Raw genomic sequence first — 20,096 nt, forward strand, 5'->3', positions numbered from 1 at the left:
TGACCACACCCCATCCCCCTGTCTACATCTCATCCTCCAGATCCCCTCTCCCGGCGAACGCAAAAACGCCCTCGGATTTCTCCGAGGGCGTCCCATTTTGTACCCCGTACGGGATTTGAACCCGTGTTACCGGCGTGAGAGGCCGGCGTCCTAGGCCGCTAGACGAACGGGGCGCTGGCCTACCAGGACTCGAACCTAGAATGACGGTACCAGAAACCGTAGTGTTGCCAATTACACCATAGGCCATCGTTCGTCGAACAAAACTCGCACGTCACACACCCTTTGAATGCAGAGCATTTAACGCAGCGAACCTCGTTCGCAACGAGGAATACTATAACCAGAACAGTGAATTACAAGCAAATCAGCTGCTCAGCGCAACTTTTCTAGCGATGGCCGACCGCGTTTCGGCGATGGCTGCCCACGTCTCGGCGACAACCGACCGCTTCTGGCGACAGCCCCATCCGCTTCCGGCTCCAGCCAGCCACTTCCCCGCCCGCGGGAACCGCCTACTGCTGCGCGGGCACAAACGGCGTCTGTTCGCGGGCGGACCGCAGGCGTGCCAGCGTGGACTCCTTACCCAAAAGCTCCATGGACTCGAATAGCGGCGGAGACACAGCCGCGCCACTGATGGCCACACGCAGGGCACCATAGGCCTTACGTGGCTTCAGCTCCATCTCCTCGATTAGCTTCGACTGCAGAGCCTTCTCAATGACATCAGTCTTAAACTCCCCGTCCGCGATGGCCTCCAGCTGCGCGTTGGCAACCTCGAGAACCTCCACCGCGTCCTCCTTCAGGTTCTTCTTCGCAGCCTTCTCATCCAGGGACAAGTCGGCGTCAGAAGTAATGAGGAAGCGCAGCAGACCGTCGGCGTCCGAAAGAGTCTTGATGCGCGTCTGCACCAGCTCCGCGGCGAACGCAAACTTGTCCGCAGGATAATCCGCCGGGAAGTCCTTGTGCTCCTCCAGATAGGCGCGCAAGCGCTGGGTGAAGTCGCCGAGCTCCAACAGGCGAATGTGGTCGGCGTTGATGGCCTCCAGCTTCTTCTGGTCGAAACGCGCCGGGTTGGGCTTCACGTCCGCCACGTCGAAGTTGTCGATGAGCTGCTGCATCGTGAAGATATCCTCATCCGCAGACAGCGACCAGCCCAGCAGCGACAGGTAGTTCAGCATGCCCTCCGGGATGATGCCGTTGTCGCGGTGGTTAAACAGGTTCGACTCCGGGTCGCGCTTCGAAAGCTTCTTGTTGCCCTCGCCCATCACGAACGGCAGGTGGCCGAATGTAGGTACTTGTTTAGCGACGCCTACTCGTACCAGCGCCTCATAGAGTGCGATCTGTCGCGGTGTGGACGGCAGCAGGTCTTCACCTCGCAGGACGTGCGTGATCTCCATCAACGCGTCGTCCACCGGGTTAACGAGGGTGTACAGCGGCTGGCCGTTGGAGCGAGCGACCACGAAGTCCGGGACGGTCTTGCCGTCCACGCTCATGTCGCCGCGAACCAGGTCATGCCATTCGTAGATGCGGTTGTCGGGCATCCGCAGGCGCCAGACCGGCTCGCGGCCTTCGGCCTGGAACTGTGCGATCTGCTCTTCAGTGAGGTCGCGGTCGAAGTTATCGTATCCCAGCTGCGGGTCGCGACCTGCGGCCTTGTGGCGAGCTTGAACCTCCTCATTGGTGGAGTAGGCCGGGTAGACGTCGCCAGATTCCTTTAGCTTTTCTAGGACATCGGCGTAGATGTCCATGCGCTGGGACTGGCGGTAAGGCTCGTGCGGGCCGCCAACCTCGATGCCCTCATCCCAGCCGAGGTTCAGCCACTTTAGGGAGTCGATGATGGCCTGGTAGGACTCTTCGGAGTCTCGCTTCGCATCGGTGTCCTCGATGCGGAAGATGAGCTTGCCGCCGGTGTGGCGGGCATAAGCCCAGTTGAACAGTGCCGTGCGGACCATGCCGACGTGCGGAGTACCAGTCGGTGACGGGCAGAATCGAACGCGAACTTCGCTAACTTCACTCATGGTCTTTAACTGTACCTTTTCGCTTTCAGCGCTTCGCGTTCGCTCGGGAGCCGGGTGCGAAGGAAAGTGGATCTGCTGGCGGTATAAAGAAACCCCCGCGGGTTAGGCGGGGGTTCAGCCACAAACTGGATGCGGATCCATTAAGGAGCTAAAGGCCTAAAGACCTAAAAACCAAAAGGGCTTGAAGCCTAGAGGTGACGCTGGCGGGAGAGGAAGTGCCATGCAGCCTTTGGAGCGTCCGGGGCAAAAGCATTCCAGTTGTGGCCACCGGCATATGCACGCCACAGCACGGTGGAAGCACGGCAGCCGTCGTAGGTGAATCCAGCGGTCAATGCGTGAGCGCGCACCCCATGGAGCGTACGCATGTTGCAGGAGTTACGGCGCGCCGCGTTGTCGAAGGCAGCGCGAGCACCGTAGTAGTGCATGCCGTGGCGGACACCCCCGCCGTAGCGGACCACGTCATCGTGTATGCCGTGGATCAGCATGGTCGGTACATTCCGCCCCGAGCAGTCATTCATGGTGGCGTCATAGTAAGCACCTGAAACAGATACGACACCGGCGACCAGATCGGGAGCCTGGCAGGCCAAGTTCATTGCCATACCGCCGCCATTGGACATGCCGGCTGCGTACACGCGATGAGTGTCAACGTTGTAGCGCTTGGACAGGGAGCGCACCATCTCACGGACGAAAGCAACGTCTTCGCCACGGCGGGTCTTGGAGTACGGCGCACCCTCCCAGGCGTTGTCGATTCCTTGCGGGTGAACGATAATCGCGTTTTTGCCCGCGATGGCATTCAGGCGAGACATGCTCTTGGTTGCAGCAGCGTTGACACCGAGGCCGCCGAACATGAACAGGATTGGCTTCTTGCGGTTCGCCGAGTTTGCAGGGACGTCGACGATCGCGGTGCGGGTCTTTCCCTTGACATTGAAGGTCTGGTATTTATTCGCCGGACGTGGGGAGAGTGAGCCTGCTAGGTCGCTGAAGCCGGCAGAAAGTCTGCTGACGAGGTTCGGGGCGGCACTAGCCTGGGGCGTTGCAGTTTCCGTACCGGCAACTGTGTCCAAAGCTGGACCTGCAAGGGTGCCCATGCCGAGGCCAAGGGCTACCGCCAGGGAGAGAGTGGCCTTGCGGAAGCGACTGGAGCGACGGGACGCCGGGTTGAATGAGCCGGATCCACTGTGGGTCGCTGCAGTTGAGCGGGTTTTACTGTGGGTTGTTGCGGAGCTAGTCAGGCTCGAACGCATGTAGTTGAAAAGCACCGTTCAAATATACACGTTGATCCGAAGAATCAGAAGGTTTTACTTACAAAGCATTTAAGGTGAGTGTCCCCCATGTTAAACAACCCAAAAATTGACCACTTATGTGACTCATGTGAGGCGTTTTGGGGGTACCAATCCCCCCTAGCCAGCGGCTCGCGGCAACGCTTTGTTCTGACGCGCAAGGAAGTTCCACGCCTCGTTTGCAACATCTGGCGCAAAGTGCCAGTTGTGCCCCTGGTCATTAATGCGCCAGAAGACAGCTTCATCCCGGCAGCCAGGGTAACCGAACTGGGTAACATTGCTGGGCTTCTGCTCCACTACCGGCTGCGGAGCGCACCCATTGCGCATCGCACGCGAGTGAATCAGCCTTGGCGCAGGAAGATACGGAGCATTGTGCAGCATCCCACCGTCGTAGTGGGTCAGCTCATCCTGCCGACCATGAATCATGAACGTCGGCACCGACCCTGGCGCACACCCCTCGTTCACCGGGTTATAGAAAGCTCCAGACACGCTCACCACACCCGCAACCAGGTCGGGCGCCTGGCAAGCCAGGTTCATCACGAACCCACCACCGTTGGACATGCCCGCAGCGTAGATGCGGTTGCGGTCGATATTGAATTTCGTACCCAGTTCATGGACGATCTGCCGTACAAAATCCACATCCTGACCGCGCTTCGTCGTGGCGTAGGGTGCACCTTCCCAGGCATTGTTTACCCCGCGTGGGTACACGACAATCGCCTCATTGGCCGCTCCCGTGTTCGAGAACCGCGAGTAGTTGCGGTAATTCTCCGGCGTATCGTCGCGCCCTCCAAAGCCTAAGAGAACCGGAACAGGTTTGGCCGGGTCATAGTTCGAGGTAACGCTCACGATCGCACTGCGGACACTGCCGTCAGGACGGGTGAACTCGATATTCTCTGGTCGCCCCGGTTGCGCCTCTTCTATTGTGGACGCCTTCTTTCCCGCCGGTGCAGGTGCAGGCTTGGGAGCCGGTGCAGGAGCGGGCGCAGGCTTGGCAGCTGGAGCTGGCGCGGGCTTAGGCGCTGGTGCTGGAGCGGGTGCAGGCTTGGGAGCTGGAGCTGGCGCGGGCTTAGGCGCTGGTGCCGGAGCGGGTGCCGGAGCAGGAGCAGGTTTGGGAGCTAGCGCCGGCTGAGCCTGCGCCACACTCCCTCCCCCGACAAGCATGGCAGCAAGCATCGTCACGGCCATTGCGATGGAAATAGCCACGAGCACAACAAACCGCGTGGCTTTCACATTTTTAACAGAAGTCACATGAGTCACAAGAGTAACAGTAGAGGCAATGAGCTCTCCATCACTCTCGTGACACGCCGATTCTCTTATAACTTCATCAGGTTCCCACTACACACAGCCTTGCCGCGCACTAAACGTGCTCGAGGACGACCTCACCCTCATAGCCAGCTTCACGCAGCGCATTGACCCACTCGCCTAGCGGGGTATCCCCACTACCCGGCACACCGCGACCTGGGAAGTCCGCGATTTGAATATGCTCCGGCCACAATTCATACCCCGGCCCACGGTCGGCAAGCCAAGTCCAGTCCTCACCGTTAGCGGCCAGGTGGTAGGCGTCAAGAAGAAGGCGACCACCTGCAGCAACGAGGGGCGCTGCCTCCTTAATACTGGTGACAGGATAGTTCTCAATTCCACTAAGCGGCTCGATAAGCGCAATCCCGCCGAATCTAGCCAGGCGCTTCGCCACCGCTGCGAAAGCCCGCACCTGACGGCGTTGCAACACACGTCCACCACGCCCCACAAGCACATTAAAGCGACGCACACCTGTGAGACGGTGCAAATACTCAATCACATTGAGGTGCTCGATAAGCTCCTCGGTAATAGCGGAGTCACCCTCATCTTCAGGATCCTCCGAACCGACTAAGTGCAGCACTCCCCGATCGCCGGCGGCCAGGTCACCGGCCCACAGGTTCAAAGCGACAAGCTGGCGCGGATTCTCCTGGCGTCCCTTGGCTAACGCCTCCACGAGCTGACGCATCTGCTGCTCAGAAGGGTGCGGCGTATCCCATGGCCACCACAGTTCCACCTTGTCGAAGGGAGAATTCGCGACAGCCTCAAGAGCCTCAGCACCGCTGTGTGCCCCAAGAGAGTAGTTCATTGCCGTGGCAAACTCGACAGACTGTGCATCCGATGTCGACTGTGCACCTGATTCTGTATTCATAACCACCATCATTTCATGCGAGTAGTCCAATCCAGAATTCACAAAAGCACTGCTGGCACCTCACAGTGCTCCACGTGCAACGACAAACTTACCCCTCCGCCCCGTAGCACCCACCCCATACCGAGGCAGCCCGCCAAAACCACAAGCAGTAAAATGGCAGCCATGACCCACGAGCAGCGACCGGCAACCGCCCCGGATTTCCTGCTTTCCCGACCAGATCGCAGTATCCGCACCCAGGGGCGTAAAGCGACCTTCCCGGATCCTTTTGAAGCATCCACAGCACTCCGAAACAAGGATGCAGACTTGATTGTGGGCGCCTTCCCCTTCGACACTTCCCTCCGTGCAGCACTCATGGAACCGGAGACCGTCACCCGTGCCGAAGGGCCGCTAGAACCACCCGCGTTCTTCCGCGGCAAAGATGCCGCCCGCCACCTCACCGTGGAATCCGTCGAGCCACAGACCACCACAGAGGAACACACTGCGATGGTCGCCGCCGCCGTCGCCACAATCCAGCAGTCGCGGTTGGAGAAGGTAGTCCTTGCCCGTGCCGTGGATATCACCTTCGCTGAGACTGTCGACCCGCTGCTTATTGCCGCCCGGCTAATCGACTTGTCCGCTTACCGTGATGGCTTCGCCGTGGATCTTTCTGCCACCGGCCGTGACGAGTACCAGGGCGCGATGTTCGTCGGCAGTTCCCCGGAGATGCTAATCCGCCGCGAAGGCCAAGAAGTCCGGGCCTTCCCCATGGCCGGTTCCGCGCCGCGCACCGGAAACTTCTCTGTTGATGACGCCACAGCGCGCGAACTCGCGAATTCCACCAAGGATTTACGCGAGCACCGCTTTGTGGTGGAGCATTATCGCCGTGTGTTGGAACCATTGTGCGAAAAGCTGGACATCCCGGATACGCCCGAAATCCATGAGACTAACGAGATGATCCACCTGGGAACCCAGATCACGGGCACCCTGCGGGATGACGAATATTCCGCACTGGATTTGGCGCTGATGCTGCACCCCACCCCGGCGATCGGTGGCACGCCGACCGATGATGCATTGGGGGTTATTGCGCAGGAGAAGTCCCCACGCGAGTTCTACTCCGGTGCGGTGGGCTGGTGCGATTCCAGCGGCGATGGGGAGTTTATGGTCTCTATCCGCTGTGCCATCGTGGAGGACAACACTGCACGTGCCTGGGCTGGCGGAGGCATCGTCGTGGACTCGGATCCGATGAAGGAGGCGGAAGAAACGTCCGCGAAGCTGCAAACAGCGCTGCGGGCACTTAATGTGCCTGCAGCGCTGCGGAAGATCTAGCGCGGAGCCGGAAGTTTCGCGGGCTTATTTGCCGTAAGCCTGCACCGGGTTAGCCAGCTTGCCTAGCCCCGGGATTTCCACCTCAATGCGGTCACCTGGAACCATCTCAGCGGTACCGGCGGGCGAGCCAGTGCAAATCACATCGCCCGGCAGCAGCGTAAAGGCAGACGAGACCCACTCAACGATCTCCGGGATGGACTTGATCATCTGGTTGGAGTTGGAATCCTGCTTGGTTTCCGTCTTGCCATCGTGCGTGAGGTGCGCCTTGATCGGCTGGTTATCAATGTCGATGCTGTCTACCGCAGTCTCGATCCATGGACCCAGCGGGCAGAAAGAATCGAGGCCCTTTGCGCGAGCCCACTGACCATCCTGGAACTGCAGATCGCGGGATGAAACATCGTTGACGATGGTGAATCCCAGCACTACGTCTTTCCAATTGTTTCGGTTGACGTCCTTGCACGGGCGGCCGATGACGATCGCCAGTTCGCCTTCGAACTCCACGCGCGTGGCCCATTCCGGAATGCGGATTGGAGCCTCCGGACCCACGACGGCTGTCGGCGGCTTGAGGAAGATAGTCGGCGGCAGGTGTTCCGCACTCTTCTCGAAGACTTCCTTGACGTGGTCAGCGTAGTTTCGCCCGACGGCAACGATTTTCGATGGCAGGATCGGAGCCAGTAGCCGGACCTCTTCGATGGGCCACGACTTTCCGGTGAATTCTGGCTGGCCGAACGGGTGGCCGGCGATCTCGCGGCAGGTGGCGCCGGTTCCATCCGGCTGCCCCCCTTCGACGATCGCAAACGCCATGCCCTCGGGGTGTGCAATTCGAGCAATTCGCATGTTTTCATACCCTACTCCACCTGGCCTGGGCTCTCTCGTTTCGCCCCTCCTCCTGTGCCCACTATTCACCTATTAACCGTGAGTTCGTTTCTGCGTCACGGCTACGACAGATTGAATCGTTAATTTGGCCGTTATGACTTCTCGCAGAAATAATCCTCAATCCTCCAATTTCGATTCCCCCTCGCACACGCCTTCCACACACTCTGCTTTCCTACACTCTGCTTTCCTCACCACCCGCCGTGCATTCCTAGCGGGAGCCGGTACCACTGGTGCCATCCTGCTCGGCACCGGAGTCGCGCAGGCTCTTGGTTCGCAAGCCGGAAGCATGGCCGGTTCCACAGCCGGATCATCGGTGGGCTCCAGCGGCGCAGTGGGATCGGTGGGACTTCGTCGCTCCCGTCCGGTGATGACACATGGCGTCGCAACCGGCGATGTACGCCCCGACGGCGGTCTCGTGTGGTCCCGTGTCGATCGACCGGCGCGGATGATCGTCGAAGCCTCGACAGATCCGGCGTTTCCACGGCACAAGACCAAAACCTTCCACAGCAACAGCGTTCTTACCTCAGAAACGGATGGAACCGGCCGCCTCCGCTTGGTCGGGTTGGAGCCGGGTAAGAAGATCCACTACCGCGTGACCATGGAGGATCAGGAGACCTCCATGCGCTCCGTGCCGGTGATCGGCAGCTTCACCACCGCACCGAGTACCGCCCCGGGCGCTAAAAAGGCGCACAAGAACATTCGCCTGCACTGGTCCGGCGATGTGGCGGGTCAGGGCTACGGCATCAACCCGGACATCGGTGGCATGTACTGCTGGAAGACAATGGCGGATCGCAACCCGGATCTGTTTATTCACTCCGGCGATACGGTCTACGCCGATGGCCCGATCGAAGCGAACCACAAACTGGACGACGGTCGCGTGTTTAAGAACCTCACCAGCCCGTATAAAAACAAGGTGGCCGAAACTCTGGAGGAGTTCCGCGGCCAGCACGCTTATAACCTGATGGACGAGAACTACAAGCTGTTCAACTCCAAGGTCGCACAGCTGGTGCAGTGGGATGACCACGAGACGACGAACAACTGGTACCCAGGCGAGATCCTGGAAGACGACAAGTACCAGGTCAAAGATGTAAACCTACTGGCGCATCGCGGCTTCCAGGCCTTCCACGAGTGGCAGCCACTAGATCGGAAGATGGCGGTGGATGGTCGCGTTTACCGCAAGATTTCCTACGGCTCGCTGCTGGATATCTTCGTACTGGATATGCGCAGCTACAAGGATCGCAACCCGGATGCCGGAGCGTCTGCCACCAAGCCGGGGCACATTCTGGGGCCGAAGCAGGAAAAGTGGCTGATCGACGGAGTTAAGAATTCCACCGCTACATGGAAGATCATCGCCAATGACCTTCCGCTGGGCATCGTCGTGCCGGATGGGGATGACCAGGAGGGCGTATCAAATGGCGCGGGTGGCAAGGCTGTGGGTCGCGAGGCGGAGATCGGTCGCGTCCTCAGTGGCATCAAGGATGTGCGAAATGTTGTGTGGCTCACCGCCGACGTGCACTACACCGCTGCGCACCACTACTCGCCGGATCGCGCGGTCTTCCAGGATTTCGCACCGTTCTGGGAGTTCGTCTCTGGCCCGTTGAACGCCGGCGGATTCGGTCCGAACAAAATGGACGGCACCTTCGGTCCGGAGGTTGTGTACGTGCACGCACCGGCGAAGGATAAGCAGAACTCCTCGCCGCTGGATGATTTCCAGCACTTCGGAGAGGTGGATATCGATGGTGGTTCGAAGGATCTCACCGTCCGGCTGTTCACCACCCGTGGCAAGGAGTTGTGGTCGAAGACGCTGCGCGCACAGTAGAGCACAGCGCAGCGCGGCAAACCACGGCGCACTCGCCCGGCCTATGTGCCGGGCTGGCAACTTTTCCTATTTGAGGTTTGCGACGACTCGGTCGCCAACCTCCGCGGTCTTGACCGGGCCGCCGTCGCGTGAGCTTGCCTCCGCCAGAACCGCGGCCTCGATGGCTTCCGCGTTGGCGTCATCGCCCAAATGGCGCAGCATGAGCGCGACGGACAGGATCGCCGCGCAGGGGTCCGCAATCCCCTGGCCCGCGATGTCCGGTGCGGAGCCGTGCACCGGCTCGAACATGGAGGGGTTCTTTCGCGAGGGGTCGATGTTGCCCGAGGCTGCCAAGCCGATGCCGCCGGTGACTGCGCCCGCCAGGTCGGTGAGGATGTCTCCAAAGAGGTTATCCGTCACAATGACGTCGTATTCCTGTGGTTTGGTGACCATGTAGATCGTCGCGGCATCGATGTGGTTGTAATCCACCTGAACTTCGGGGTACTCCTGCCCCACTGTCTCGATCGCGCGCTGCCACAGGCCACCGGCATTCACCAGCACATTCGTCTTGTGCACCCATGTCAGCTTCTTGCGTCGGCTCTGTGCGCGCTCGAAAGCATCACGCACCACGCGCTCCACACCGAAGTAGGTGTTTTGGGATACTTCGGACGCCACCTCGTGGTCAGTGCCCTCGCGCAGTGTGCCGCCGTTACCGCAGTAGAGGCCTTCGGTTCCCTCTCGCACGACGACGAAGTCAATGTCACCCGGGTTCGCCAGCGGGCTGGAAGATCCGGGATACAGCTTGGACGGTCGGAGGTTCACCGCGTGGTCCAGCTTGAAGCGCAGCGGCAGCAGCAGGCCGCGCTCCAGCACGCCGGCGGGCACGGTGCGGGGGTCGCCGATGGCGCCCAGCAGGATAGCGTCGTGCTCGCGCAGGGAGTCCAGATCCTCGTCGGTCAGGAGTTCACCATTGCGCAGGTAGCGGCGGGCGCCGAGGTCGTAGTCGGTGGTCTCTACATCGTCGCGCAGGGCGTGCAGAACTTTCAGTGCTTCTGCCGTTACTTCAGTGCCGATTCCATCACCGGCAACCACTGCGAGTTTCATTATATGAACTCCTTTGTCTCACTAGTTGGTCAATTATGACCATAGCACGACACCCGGACAGCACTTGCCTAACAACCTAAAAATGGATTACTTCCAAGGCGCTCACACCTCCGCGGCGACAGAAACACTTCTTTGACACCTCTAAACAGACGCCGCTGTTAGTGTGAAGAACATGACTTACGAGCCATATCCCTCACATACAACTACAAATCCGGAGGTCAGCGACGCAGCGCTGGTCATCCGCAATCTATATAAGAACTTCCCTGGCAAGGTGGCGGTAAATAATCTCAGCCTCACCGTGCCAAAGGGCAGCTTTTACGGAATTGTCGGCCCTAACGGCGCCGGTAAAACCACCGCCATCCTCGCAGCTACGGGCATAATTCGCCCCGATGGCGGTAACTCCTGGATCGCCGGCCACCCATTGTGGAGCGACCTTGAGAACACCCAACCCGAAGAAGAAGTACTGGCAGCAAAGCGTAGTTACGGTCTGCTGGTGGACGGCCTTCCCGTGTTCGAGCGCCTCAGCGGCAAGGAATACCTTGAGTATCTGGGCTACCTCCGCGACATCCCCGGCGACGAACTGCAGCAGCGCATTGCAGACCTGCTGCAGGCACTCGATCTAGAGGATGCCGGCAAGAAGTACATCGCCGACTACTCCGCGGGTATGAAGAAGAAAATCCTGCTGGCCGGTGCCCTTTTGCACAGCCCGGAGGTGCTCATCCTCGACGAGCCTTTTGAGGCCGTGGATCCCGTTTCCGGCGAAGTCATCCGCACTATCCTGCGACGCTATGTCGGCGCGGGCGGCACGGTCATCATGAGCTCGCACGTCATGGAACTGGTCGAGGGACTCTGCGACCATGTGGCAATCATCAACCAGGGCACCGTCGTTGCTGCCGGTACCACCGAGCAGGTGCGCGCGGGCAAGTCCCTCTCCGAACGCTTCGTTGAGGCCGTGGGCGGCAAGCAGCTGGATACGCAATCCTTCGGCTGGCTGCGCGGTGGACAAGCCGAACACAGCGGACGTGACCTGCCCACCCACCACCACGAAGGGTAGGACCAGTGTCGAAAACCAAGACCCTTCTCAAACTCCACTGCACACTCTGGGCACACGCCTTTACAGGCAATATCCAGATGATCATTTCGTCCGTAGCCATCACCATCTTCGCAGTGATGGGCTGCGTTGGCCTGGCCTTTACCAGCTACGGAGCCCTCCTGTCCGACGGCAACCCGGCCATGTTCGTGCTGACGATGGGGCTCGGCAGCGTGCTCTACCTCGCGCTATCAGCCATCTTTCCCAGCGAGGAACGCATGCTAGATCCACGCATGTTTAGCTCGTTGCCACTATCCGACCGTGACCTCCTGCCAGGCATGGTCACGGCAATGTTCCTCAACTCCCGCGCCGCGATCTCGCTGGTCAACACGATCATCATGTCTGTGCTCGGTTACCTTGCCTTTGCGAAGATGGCTTCCCCCGGCGCCGGTGCGCTGTGGATCCTCGGGTGCGTACTCCAACTAGTATTCACCCTCCTGGCGGGAGAAGCTCTCGCGGCTGCGCTCAGCAGCATTGCCACCAAGTTCAGCGAACTCTGGGGCAATGTCGCCGGTTTCGTCGTCACTTTCGGCTTTTTGGCGCTGTATCTCTCTCCACAGTTGCTTTCCGATGGCTCGGATCCCACCGCCGCCGTGGAGACCAGCTCCACGATCATGTCCTGGACTCCCTTCGCCGCCGCCGCTGGCGCTGCCGCTGACTTGACCGACATCGGAAATGGTGGCGTCAATACGGGCATCGCCAAGGGTGTGATCTGCCTCGTTTCAATCCTTGCAGTCACTGTTGTGCTGCGCGTGGCCGTCAAGCACGACCTGAACAATCCCCTCCCTCCGCAACATGCCACCCGAGCAGCGAAGGGAGACAGCCTACTACTGCCGCGAGTCCCCGCATCCCCCGTTGGCGCACTGTACTCCCGCGAGATTCGCTATTGGCGCCGCGATAACCGCTTCGTGATGAGCCTGACGTTCGTGGTCGTCTTCTGCGCTTTTTACATGCTGATGGGAATGACCAATAGCGACAGTGGCTGGATGCTGTGGTTCGCGATGTTCTTTGTATCCCTTGGCCCCCAACAGGTGGCGGGCAACTCCCTGGGCATGGACGGGCCGTCCAACTGGGTGCACATGGTCGCCGGTGTGCGCGGCAAGCAGATCGTCACCAGCCGCACCCTTTCCACCGTGACGGTATTGCTCCCAATATGGCTGATTATTTGCATCGCCGCGGGAGCTTTCAAGAGCTTCAGCGCCGCCTGGCTTCTAGCCAGCGCCTTGACGCTGGGGACCGTCTTTATCGCCTCTGCCATGGCGAACTTCAGCGCCGCCTACTTCCCCTCCCAGACCACCGCACCGGGAACCAACGCCTTTAAGCAGCGTAACGGTGGTTCCAGCGCTATCATCTCCGCATTCGTGATCATGCTGATCTTGACCCTATCCATCCTGCCGGGTGCGCTCCTGACGCTCATCCCGTTGGAGACCTCCGCTGGCAACAGCGACAGCATTGCCGACATCCCTCTTCTAAGCTGGGCAGGCGTACTGCTCCACGGGGTCATCGTCATCGGTGTCGTCTGGATCTTGAACCGCCGCGCCTCCCGCCGACTCGATCTACACTGGCCGGACATCGCGCAGAAGGTACAGCACTACCTGTAGCTGCGCGGCGTGGGGCGTCAATAGAAAAGGCCGGGCAGATCCTGCCCGGCCTGACGCGATAACAACTATCGCTTAAACCATTAGAAGTTCAGCACGAACGCGTTGGAGGCGCTCAGCTCTGCCTTGACCTCGTCGACCAGCTCTTGATCCAGATCCTGGGCGACACGCAGAACCAGCGTAGCCTGCGACTCATCGTTGGTCGGGGACAGTGCGGCGGCGTCGATGTTGATGCCCTTGCCGCCTAGCAGCGTACCGACCTTGCCCAGCGCTCCCGGCTGGTCCGGGTAAACCAGGAACAGGTTGGTGCCTGTGGCGCGCAGATCCAGGCCGCGGTCGTTGATGCGAACGATCTTCTCCACGTGCTGCAGGCCGGTCAGCGCACCTGCGACGGAGGCGGTAGCGCCATCGGTGCCGACAACCTTAACCTCCAGGACGGAGCGGTGGCTGACGGACTCGTCGTGGGTCTGTACATCCAGCTCCACGCCGCGCTCTTCGGCGATCTGCGGAGCGTTAACAAAGGTGACCTGCTCGTCGATCACGCCGGAGAACACGCCACGCAGGCCAGCCAGGCCCAGTGCGTCAACGGACTCGGTGGACAGCTCACCACGGGCAGTGACAGTCACGGTGCTCGGAGCGCCGTTCAGCAGCTCGCCGGCCACGCGACCCAGGTTGGTGGCCAGGTTCAGCCACAGGGCAACCTCTTCAGAGACCTTGCCACCGGAAACGTTCACAGCGTCAGGCACGAAGTCGCCGGACAGAGCCTTCAAGACGGATGCGGCAACGTCGGTACCAGCGCGGTCCTGAGCCTCTACAGTGGAAGCGCCCAGGTGCGGCGTAACAACGACCTCTTCCCGCTCGAACAGCGGAGAGTCCGTGCAAGGCTCGGAAGCGTATACGTCGAAGCCGGCGCCGCGGATGTGGCCGGACTTGATGGCCTCCGCCAGGGCGGCCTCGTCCACCAGGCCGCCACGGGCGGCGTTGATGATGATCTGCCCCTTCTTGGACTTGGCCAGCAGGTCCGCGTTGAACATACCCGCGGTTTCCTTGGTCTTCGGCAGGTGGATCGTCACGAAGTCGGAGCGGCCCATCAGCTCTTCCAGCTCTACTAGCTCCACGCCCAGCTGTGCGGCGCGGGCGGGGTTCGCGTACGGGTCGTAGGCGATGATTTCGGTCTCGAAGGCGGCCAGGCGCTGCGCAAACAGCTGGCCGATGTGGCCGAATCCGACGATGCCGATGGTCTTGCCCAGAATCTCCACACCCTTGAAGGAGGAGCGCTTCCACTCTCCGTCGCGCAGGGTCTTGTCCGCCGCCGGGATCTGACGGGCGGTGGATAGCAGCAGGCTGATGGCGTGCTCGCAAGCGGAGTGGATGTTGGAGGTCGGAGCGTTGGCAACCATCACGCCACGGGAGGTAGCGGTCTCGATGTCGACGTTGTCCAGGCCCACGCCTGCACGGCCGACGATCTGCAGCTTCGGCGCTGCCTCGAGCACCTCGGCGTCAACGGTGGTTGCGGAGCGGACCAGCAGCGCGTCTGCGTCTGCGACTGCCTCCAGCAGTTCTGGGCGGTTCGGGCCATCGACCCAGCGAACCTCGACGGAATCACCAAGGGCGTCGACGGTGGACTGGGACAGCTTATCGGCGATGAGGACTACCGGACGGTTGTTACTCACGAATGTTTCTCCTGAGGTGCGTGCGTTGCCTCGCCCGCGCCGAAACGACCGCGCCGACGCGGGAAGGGACCACGCCATCCAAATGTGACGTGCGACCCTTACAGCATATCCTTTACCTCTGCGTCACTCAGCATTGCCTTCCGGAAACGCTGTACTGCTCTGTCTGCATCGAAATTGACGCCGATAAGCACCACTTCGCTGGAGGGGGTGAGCCCGACCTGTCGCCATCCACCGGCGGGCTGAATCCGCAGGTCGGGACCAGCTTGATGCCAGACCTGGGCTAGCTCGGGACGGTCGGCAATCCAGCAGTAGCCCTTGGAGCGCACCAATCCGGTCGTGGAGCGAAGAGCCTCGATCAACCTACCCCGATCGAAGGGGCGATCCCCGCGGAAGACCACGGAACTGATGCCATATTCCTCAGTTTCTGGGGTGTGGGGGTTTTCCAACTCATCGAGGTAGCCCTCGTAGGCGCGGGCTGTGGCCTCGTCGTAGAGATGCGCGCCGAGGATATCGTCGACGGCCGACCGCCCGGCGCCGTCCGCAGTATCCGTCACCTCAGCCGCGCTGCCTGACAAGCCACCAGGGGTCCCGTTCCCGCCCAGCGATCCAGCGGTGACGATGCGGCCGTGAATGAGTTTTTCGATGCGCGCCCGCGGGTTCATCCTGCGCAACAGGGCGACGGTGGCGCGATAGTGTTCCTCACTGACTAGATCCGCCTTGGTCACGTAGATAATGTCCGCGAACTCGACCTGATCGACCAATAGATCCGCAATCGTCCGCTCATCTTCCTCAGTCGCCTGCAAATCCGCCTCTGTGAGCAGCTTCTTCTGCCCTATTTGCGGCAGGAACTGGGCGGCGTCGACAAGGGTGACCATAGTGTCGATCGGCGCAACGTCCGCGAGGCGAGTGCCGTCCTCCCAACGCCATTCGAAAGTTGCGGCGACGGGCATGGGCTCGGAGATTCCCGTGGATTCGATGACGATGTGGTCAAAGTTGCCGCTGCGCGCGAGCGTGCCGACGGATTCCACCAGATCCTCACGAAGTGTGCAGCAAATGCAGCCGTTGGTGAGTTCGACGAAGCGGTCCTCGCCGCGGGTCAGATGACCTTCGCCGGCGATCAGGGCGGCGTCGATGTTGATTTCCGAGAAATCGTTGACGATCACCGCGATCCGGCGACCCCCGCGATTGGCCAGCAGGTCGTTCAGCAGTGTGGTTTTACCTGAGCCGAGGAATCCGGAAAGAACTGTAACCGGTGTGCTGCTTACCTCTGGGTCGCTTGCGGTCGGGTGATCGTGAGTATGGCTATGCAGGTGTCTCATGCGTAGGGATACTACACCTTATTGGGATTCGTTTTCATTAGAGGTGTGTTGCGGTTAGCGATACGGGATTGGCAACACTCGACCCGTTTCCGGATCCCGCACTTTCAAACAGGAAATCCCAAAGAGTTTTTCAACGAGCCCTGCAGACATAACTTCTTCCGTCTCCCCCGCCGCGAGTACCTTGCCGTCGTACATAGCGACAATGGAATCAGCGAAGCGAGCTGCGTGCGTCATGTCGTGCACAACCATCACGACAGTCCGGCCGGCTACATTGAGCTCTCGCACCAAATCCAGGATCGCGATCTGGTGAGCAGGATCCAAGTATGTCGTTGGCTCGTCGAGGAGCAGCACGGGAGTTTGCTGGGCCACCGTCATCGCCACCCATACACGTTGGCGTTGCCCACCCGACAGATCCGTTGCCGGTACGTCAAGGAGAGCGGTAACCCCAGCACGCTCTGCCGCTTCCTCTACCGCGCGGTGATCCTCCGCCTTCAACGAGGCAAAAGCACCGGTGTATGGGTATCGACCATAAGCAATAACCTCCCGGACGCTCACTCCTTCAGGAGTAATGGGTTGCTGCGGCAGGAAGGATACATGCCGGGCAAACTCTCGGGCGCTCATCTCTTGGATAGTGCGATCACCAAGGTAGACCTGCCCCTTCGCGATTGGTTGTTGACGCCCCAACGCTCGCAGCAGCGTAGATTTTCCGCAGCCGTTCGGGCCAATAAGGGCGGTAATCTTCCCCTCCGGAACCTGGAGGGAAACATCTTTCAAGACATCGGGGCCACCGTAACCCACCGTGATATTTTCAGTACGCAAGGCAGTCTCGCTCATCAGGAACTCCTTTCATCCGTGGTGGGCATTGCGGAAGCGCCCGCTGGACTTCGCGACATACGTAACAAGAGATAAATGAAATATGGGGCGCCGACAATGGAGATCAACGCCCCCACAGGGATTTCGGTGGGAGCGAATGCCAAGCGGCCGAGAGCGTCACACAGAACGACAAGTCCCGCACCTGCCAAAGCGGATACAGGCAACACTCGCCTTCCCACCCCGCCGACAAGCAAGCGCGCAGCATGCGGAACGATCAATCCTGCAAACCCCAGTACACCCGCCGCGGCTACCGCGGCAGCCCCCAGCAGAATCGCAAACAACACTGTCACCGTACGCCATGTGCGCTCGCTGACGCCTACTCCTGCCATTGCCGAAGAGTCCAGGTTTAGCATGTCCAGATGCCTAGAGAGCACGACTGCTACTGCGATGACCACCAGCACCACGGGCCCTACGACTTGCGCATCTGCGAGAGTGCGGGCGTAAAGCGAGCCTTTGAGCCACGTCATTGCCGCACCGGCTTCCGGGGCAGCTTTCACCAGTAGCAGCTGAGTAAGCGCGCCCAAACCAACAGAGACCGCCACTCCTGTGAGAGTGAGCCGTACCGGATCAGTTGCTCCCCGCCCGGCAAGCAGTAACACCAGGCCTGCACCTACCAGTGCACCAACGAACGCCACTGGAGTAAGCGCCTGCGCCGGCAATGCTCCGACACTTAACAGAGCCGCTACGGCGGCAAGACCGCCACCCGCGGTGACGCCCACAGTATCCGGCGCTGCCAGCGGATTACGCAATGCAAGCTGTAATAGCGCACCGGAGACAGCCATTGCCCCGCCAGCGAGGATACCTACAAGCACGCGGGGCATGCGATAGCGCCAAATAAGTTTCCCGCCCGTGAAAAGGTCGTGAATTGTGTCCGCTGGAGGCTTCATAACAGCCCCGACACTGAGCCCCAAGACTATTGCGAACGCCAGCAGACCCAGGAGAGCTACGTACACCGCTACAACGCGAGTCGCCTTGAAGCCGGAGCCACGCCGGGAGATTAGCGTGCGATTCAACCTGCTATTCCTCCTGTTGTTCATCGGCGCGCACCGCCCGGTTGAAGTCGATTAATCCCCCATAGCAGCAGTGGCACACCGGCAATGGCAGTTACCACGCCCACCGGAGTCTCCGCGGGAGCCCACAACGCCTGCGCCACGGAATCCGCCACCAACAGAACCGCTGCACCCACCACGGGAGCAATTACCAGCCCCGCCCGGTGCCGCGGGCCTGCCGCCCGATGCGCCACAACCGCTGCCATCAGGCCAAGAAAACCGATCGGTCCAGCAGCTGCAACCGCCGGGGCGATCAGTAGCACGGCGCCCACGACCGCAAATATTCGTAGCCGGTGGGGGTTAGCTCCGACGGAGGACGAAAGGGCGTCACCAGCAAAGAGAGTATCTAGCCCCCGACCAACAGCAATCGCGAGAGGCAACACCACCGCAACAGCAATCATGCTGGGTATTACGTCCCCGAAACGCACCCCACCCAAGCGGCCCGAAAGCCACGACAGGACAGTCGAAAGCTGAGCCTCATCGATCACCAAAGTGATCGCAGTGCATGCTGAGAATAGTGCAGAAACAGCTATGCCCAGCAGAATCATCCTCTGTACCGACTGAGCACCGGTCGGATCTCCTACTGTTACACGCATTCCAATGCCCACCGTTATCAGCGCTCCAAGCGCCGCGCCACTCAGTGCACCCGGCAGCACCGCGGCGCCGGACACCGATCCCGTTATCGTCGTGCACAGAACCGCGCCAAACGCAGCCCCAGCGTTCACGCCTGTGATTTCCGGATCCGCTAGTGGATTGCGAGTAGCGGTGCGCAGCAACACACCCGCGGCACCCAAGGCCAGGCCGATCACTGTCGCCGCCAAAAGCCGGTCGCGCATGACGGCGTGCACCTCCCCTGCCAGTTCTGGCGCGTTCGGAGGCACTTCCACACTGTTCATGCGCCAAACCCACGTCGCGAGAATAACGGCCAACCCCAGCGCCAGCAGGATCCACTGCGTTGTACGGCGTGGTTGTAGCTCTCTTTGCACTTCACTTCCCTCGGTCGCTGACGCTCGAAGGTGCGTTTATTTACGAGCGTTTTCCGTTTCGATGATCTGATCCAGCATTGCTTCTGCGGCCAGTGGGCCTCGAGATCGGGACCACGTGTCCTGCTCCACGTCCACGATGTCCTTGACCACGTCCTTGTATGGGCTGGACTTAAAGCCTTCAATGTCGTTGTACAAGTACATTCGATCCAGCTTCATCGCCGGGAGCTTATCGCCTGTCATTTCAGCAACGTCAGTCTTGGATTCGATCGCGGTGCGGGAACCGTCGTAGCCGTAGACGTAGCCGGCGTCAGAAAGAAGGGATCCTGCGAAGGAATCCTTGATCCACGCATAGAGAGTGCCCTTCGACCATCCAACCAGTGCAGCACGAGTGTCCGGTTTAACGAGCTTCTTTGCCTCTGAGACTTTGCCTTCAATACGCTCGCGGATCTCCTTTGCCTTATCTTCTTTGCCCAGCTTCTTTGCGATGTCATCCATGGCATCAAGGACGTCGGTGTAGCTGGCGTCGCTGTAGGACTTTGTCTCCGCAATTTCCTCCAGCTGGGGCATGATCGATTCCTGACGCGTTGGGCTAGCGAGGATCAAATCGGGCTCAAGAGACTGAATAACCTCCAGGTTTGGCTGCTTAGCCTGGCCGACCGATTCGATGCCCTCGAGCTTGCCCTCCAGGGTTTTCGGCCCGGATGACTTGCCGATCTCGACAATTCCTACCGGTTTTACGCCCAGAGCCTCGAGGATTTCCTCATAACGCCAGTCCAGAGCAACGACCCGCAACTCGCCATCTTTTGCGCCGTTATCGTTGGTGCCACCGGAACCGCATGCAACCAAAGTTGTGGCTCCTAGAATCGTCGCGACTATGAGGGCAAGGGCGCGTCGGAGGGAGCCGCGCAGGGATTTTCGAGAATTCATCATTCCCCAGACACTACCCGATTTAGGGTTACCTAAACAAGG

16 protein-coding genes, 2 tRNA genes and 1 pseudogene are annotated in these 20,096 nt (G+C 60.3%); 4 read left to right on the forward strand and 15 right to left on the reverse strand.

Translation table 11 applies throughout. The features are described from left to right. Positions 1-100 precede the first annotated feature (100 nt). From ACWXWJ_RS04170 to ACWXWJ_RS04195, 6 genes are all read right to left on the reverse strand, one after another. Positions 101-173: transfer RNA gene (locus ACWXWJ_RS04170), tRNA-Glu, on the reverse strand. A 1-nt stretch (position 174) separates the two neighbouring features. Further along, positions 175-246, reverse strand: a tRNA-Gln gene (locus tag ACWXWJ_RS04175). Between the two features lie 260 nt (positions 247-506). After that, positions 507-2,009 (reverse strand): glutamate--tRNA ligase, encoded by a 1,503-nt coding sequence (gltX, locus tag ACWXWJ_RS04180; RefSeq protein WP_473963642.1) that lies wholly within the window; start codon positions 2,007-2,009, stop codon positions 507-509. Between the two features lie 188 nt (positions 2,010-2,197). After that, the gene (locus tag ACWXWJ_RS04185) at positions 2,198-3,268 is read right to left on the reverse strand and encodes a CE1 family esterase (RefSeq protein WP_473963643.1); all 1,071 of its coding nucleotides are present in this window, start codon (positions 3,266-3,268) and stop codon (positions 2,198-2,200) included. A gap of 141 nt (positions 3,269-3,409) precedes the next feature. Then, positions 3,410-4,537 carry a CE1 family esterase gene (locus ACWXWJ_RS04190; RefSeq protein ID WP_473963644.1) on the reverse strand — a complete coding sequence of 376 codons (1,128 nt, stop codon included), beginning with the start codon at positions 4,535-4,537 and terminating at the stop codon, positions 3,410-3,412. Positions 4,538-4,646: 109 nt separating this feature from the next. After that, positions 4,647-5,456 (reverse strand): TIM barrel protein, encoded by an 810-nt coding sequence (locus ACWXWJ_RS04195; RefSeq protein WP_293789906.1) that lies wholly within the window; start codon positions 5,454-5,456, stop codon positions 4,647-4,649. A 162-nt stretch (positions 5,457-5,618) separates the two neighbouring features. On the opposite strand from ACWXWJ_RS04195, the gene ACWXWJ_RS04200 reads away from it, so the two are divergent. Continuing rightward, a complete protein-coding gene (locus ACWXWJ_RS04200) occupies positions 5,619-6,761 on the forward strand; it encodes an isochorismate synthase (protein ID WP_448307547.1) in 1,143 nt (380 codons plus the stop codon). A gap of 24 nt (positions 6,762-6,785) precedes the next feature. Here ACWXWJ_RS04200 and ACWXWJ_RS04205 read toward each other — a convergent pair whose 3' ends face one another. Beyond that, the gene (locus ACWXWJ_RS04205; RefSeq protein ID WP_448307546.1) at positions 6,786-7,598 is read right to left on the reverse strand and encodes a fumarylacetoacetate hydrolase family protein; all 813 of its coding nucleotides are present in this window, start codon (positions 7,596-7,598) and stop codon (positions 6,786-6,788) included. Between the two features lie 133 nt (positions 7,599-7,731). On the opposite strand from ACWXWJ_RS04205, the gene ACWXWJ_RS04210 reads away from it, so the two are divergent. After that, positions 7,732-9,456 (forward strand): alkaline phosphatase D family protein, encoded by a 1,725-nt coding sequence (locus tag ACWXWJ_RS04210; RefSeq protein ID WP_473963645.1) that lies wholly within the window; start codon positions 7,732-7,734, stop codon positions 9,454-9,456. Between the two features lie 66 nt (positions 9,457-9,522). Here the strand turns inward: ACWXWJ_RS04210 and ACWXWJ_RS04215 are convergent, their stop codons facing one another. After that, positions 9,523-10,539 carry a 3-isopropylmalate dehydrogenase gene (locus ACWXWJ_RS04215; protein ID WP_473963646.1) on the reverse strand — a complete coding sequence of 339 codons (1,017 nt, stop codon included), beginning with the start codon at positions 10,537-10,539 and terminating at the stop codon, positions 9,523-9,525. Between the two features lie 172 nt (positions 10,540-10,711). Here ACWXWJ_RS04215 and ACWXWJ_RS04220 point away from each other — a divergent pair, with 172 nt between their 5' ends. After that, the gene (locus ACWXWJ_RS04220) at positions 10,712-11,593 is read left to right on the forward strand and encodes an ABC transporter ATP-binding protein (RefSeq protein WP_274706393.1); all 882 of its coding nucleotides are present in this window, start codon (positions 10,712-10,714) and stop codon (positions 11,591-11,593) included. 77 nt (positions 11,594-11,670) lie between these two features. After that, on the forward strand, positions 11,671-13,230 hold the full coding sequence (locus ACWXWJ_RS04225; RefSeq protein WP_473963647.1) for an ABC transporter permease: 1,560 nt from the start codon (positions 11,671-11,673) through the stop codon (positions 13,228-13,230). 80 nt (positions 13,231-13,310) lie between these two features. Here the strand turns inward: ACWXWJ_RS04225 and serA are convergent, their stop codons facing one another. From serA to ACWXWJ_RS04260, 7 genes and pseudogenes are all read right to left on the reverse strand, one after another. Next, positions 13,311-14,900 (reverse strand): phosphoglycerate dehydrogenase, encoded by a 1,590-nt coding sequence (serA, locus tag ACWXWJ_RS04230; RefSeq protein ID WP_473963648.1) that lies wholly within the window; start codon positions 14,898-14,900, stop codon positions 13,311-13,313. 98 nt (positions 14,901-14,998) lie between these two features. Continuing rightward, positions 14,999-15,454 (reverse strand): GTP-binding protein, encoded by a 456-nt coding sequence (locus ACWXWJ_RS04235; RefSeq protein ID WP_431832502.1) that lies wholly within the window; start codon positions 15,452-15,454, stop codon positions 14,999-15,001. A 65-nt stretch (positions 15,455-15,519) separates the two neighbouring features. Further along, positions 15,520-16,219 (reverse strand): annotated as a pseudogene (locus tag ACWXWJ_RS04240) (GTP-binding protein); the annotation flags it as partial. Positions 16,220-16,273: 54 nt separating this feature from the next. Continuing rightward, entirely contained in the window at positions 16,274-17,053 is a 780-nt protein-coding gene (locus ACWXWJ_RS04245; RefSeq protein WP_473963649.1) for an ABC transporter ATP-binding protein, read from the reverse strand. Then, positions 17,053-18,105, reverse strand: coding sequence for an iron ABC transporter permease (locus ACWXWJ_RS04250; RefSeq protein ID WP_473963650.1), 1,053 nt, complete (start codon positions 18,103-18,105; stop codon positions 17,053-17,055). The genes ACWXWJ_RS04245 and ACWXWJ_RS04250 overlap by 1 nt, the downstream gene beginning before the upstream one ends. Positions 18,106-18,125: 20 nt before the next feature. Further along, a complete protein-coding gene (locus ACWXWJ_RS04255) occupies positions 18,126-19,037 on the reverse strand; it encodes a FecCD family ABC transporter permease (RefSeq protein ID WP_284819941.1) in 912 nt (303 codons plus the stop codon). Between the two features lie 126 nt (positions 19,038-19,163). Then, positions 19,164-20,057: an ABC transporter substrate-binding protein gene (locus ACWXWJ_RS04260; protein ID WP_473963651.1), complete on the reverse strand. Its 894-nt coding sequence runs from the start codon at positions 20,055-20,057 to the stop codon at positions 19,164-19,166. Positions 20,058-20,096: the final 39 nt, after the last annotated feature.

The sequence above is a fragment of the Corynebacterium sp. p3-SID1761 genome (assembly GCF_055862885.1).

Coding starts and splice junctions, on each gene's coding strand:
- ACWXWJ_RS04220 (WP_274706393.1), top strand. CDS start 10,712: ATGACTTACGAGCCATATCCCTCACATACAACTACAAATCCGGAGGTC.
- ACWXWJ_RS04215 (WP_473963646.1), bottom strand. CDS start 10,539: ATGAAACTCGCAGTGGTTGCCGGTGATGGAATCGGCACTGAAGTAACG.
- ACWXWJ_RS04255 (WP_284819941.1), bottom strand. CDS start 19,037: ATGAACAGTGTGGAAGTGCCTCCGAACGCGCCAGAACTGGCAGGGGAG.
- ACWXWJ_RS04210 (WP_473963645.1), top strand. CDS start 7,732: ATGACTTCTCGCAGAAATAATCCTCAATCCTCCAATTTCGATTCCCCC.
- ACWXWJ_RS04260 (WP_473963651.1), bottom strand. CDS start 20,057: ATGATGAATTCTCGAAAATCCCTGCGCGGCTCCCTCCGACGCGCCCTT.
- ACWXWJ_RS04225 (WP_473963647.1), top strand. CDS start 11,671: ATGATCATTTCGTCCGTAGCCATCACCATCTTCGCAGTGATGGGCTGC.
- gltX (WP_473963642.1), bottom strand. CDS start 2,009: ATGAGTGAAGTTAGCGAAGTTCGCGTTCGATTCTGCCCGTCACCGACT.
- ACWXWJ_RS04195 (WP_293789906.1), bottom strand. CDS start 5,456: ATGAATACAGAATCAGGTGCACAGTCGACATCGGATGCACAGTCTGTC.
- ACWXWJ_RS04245 (WP_473963649.1), bottom strand. CDS start 17,053: ATGAGCGAGACTGCCTTGCGTACTGAAAATATCACGGTGGGTTACGGT.
- ACWXWJ_RS04200 (WP_448307547.1), top strand. CDS start 5,619: ATGACCCACGAGCAGCGACCGGCAACCGCCCCGGATTTCCTGCTTTCC.
- ACWXWJ_RS04205 (WP_448307546.1), bottom strand. CDS start 7,598: ATGCGAATTGCTCGAATTGCACACCCCGAGGGCATGGCGTTTGCGATC.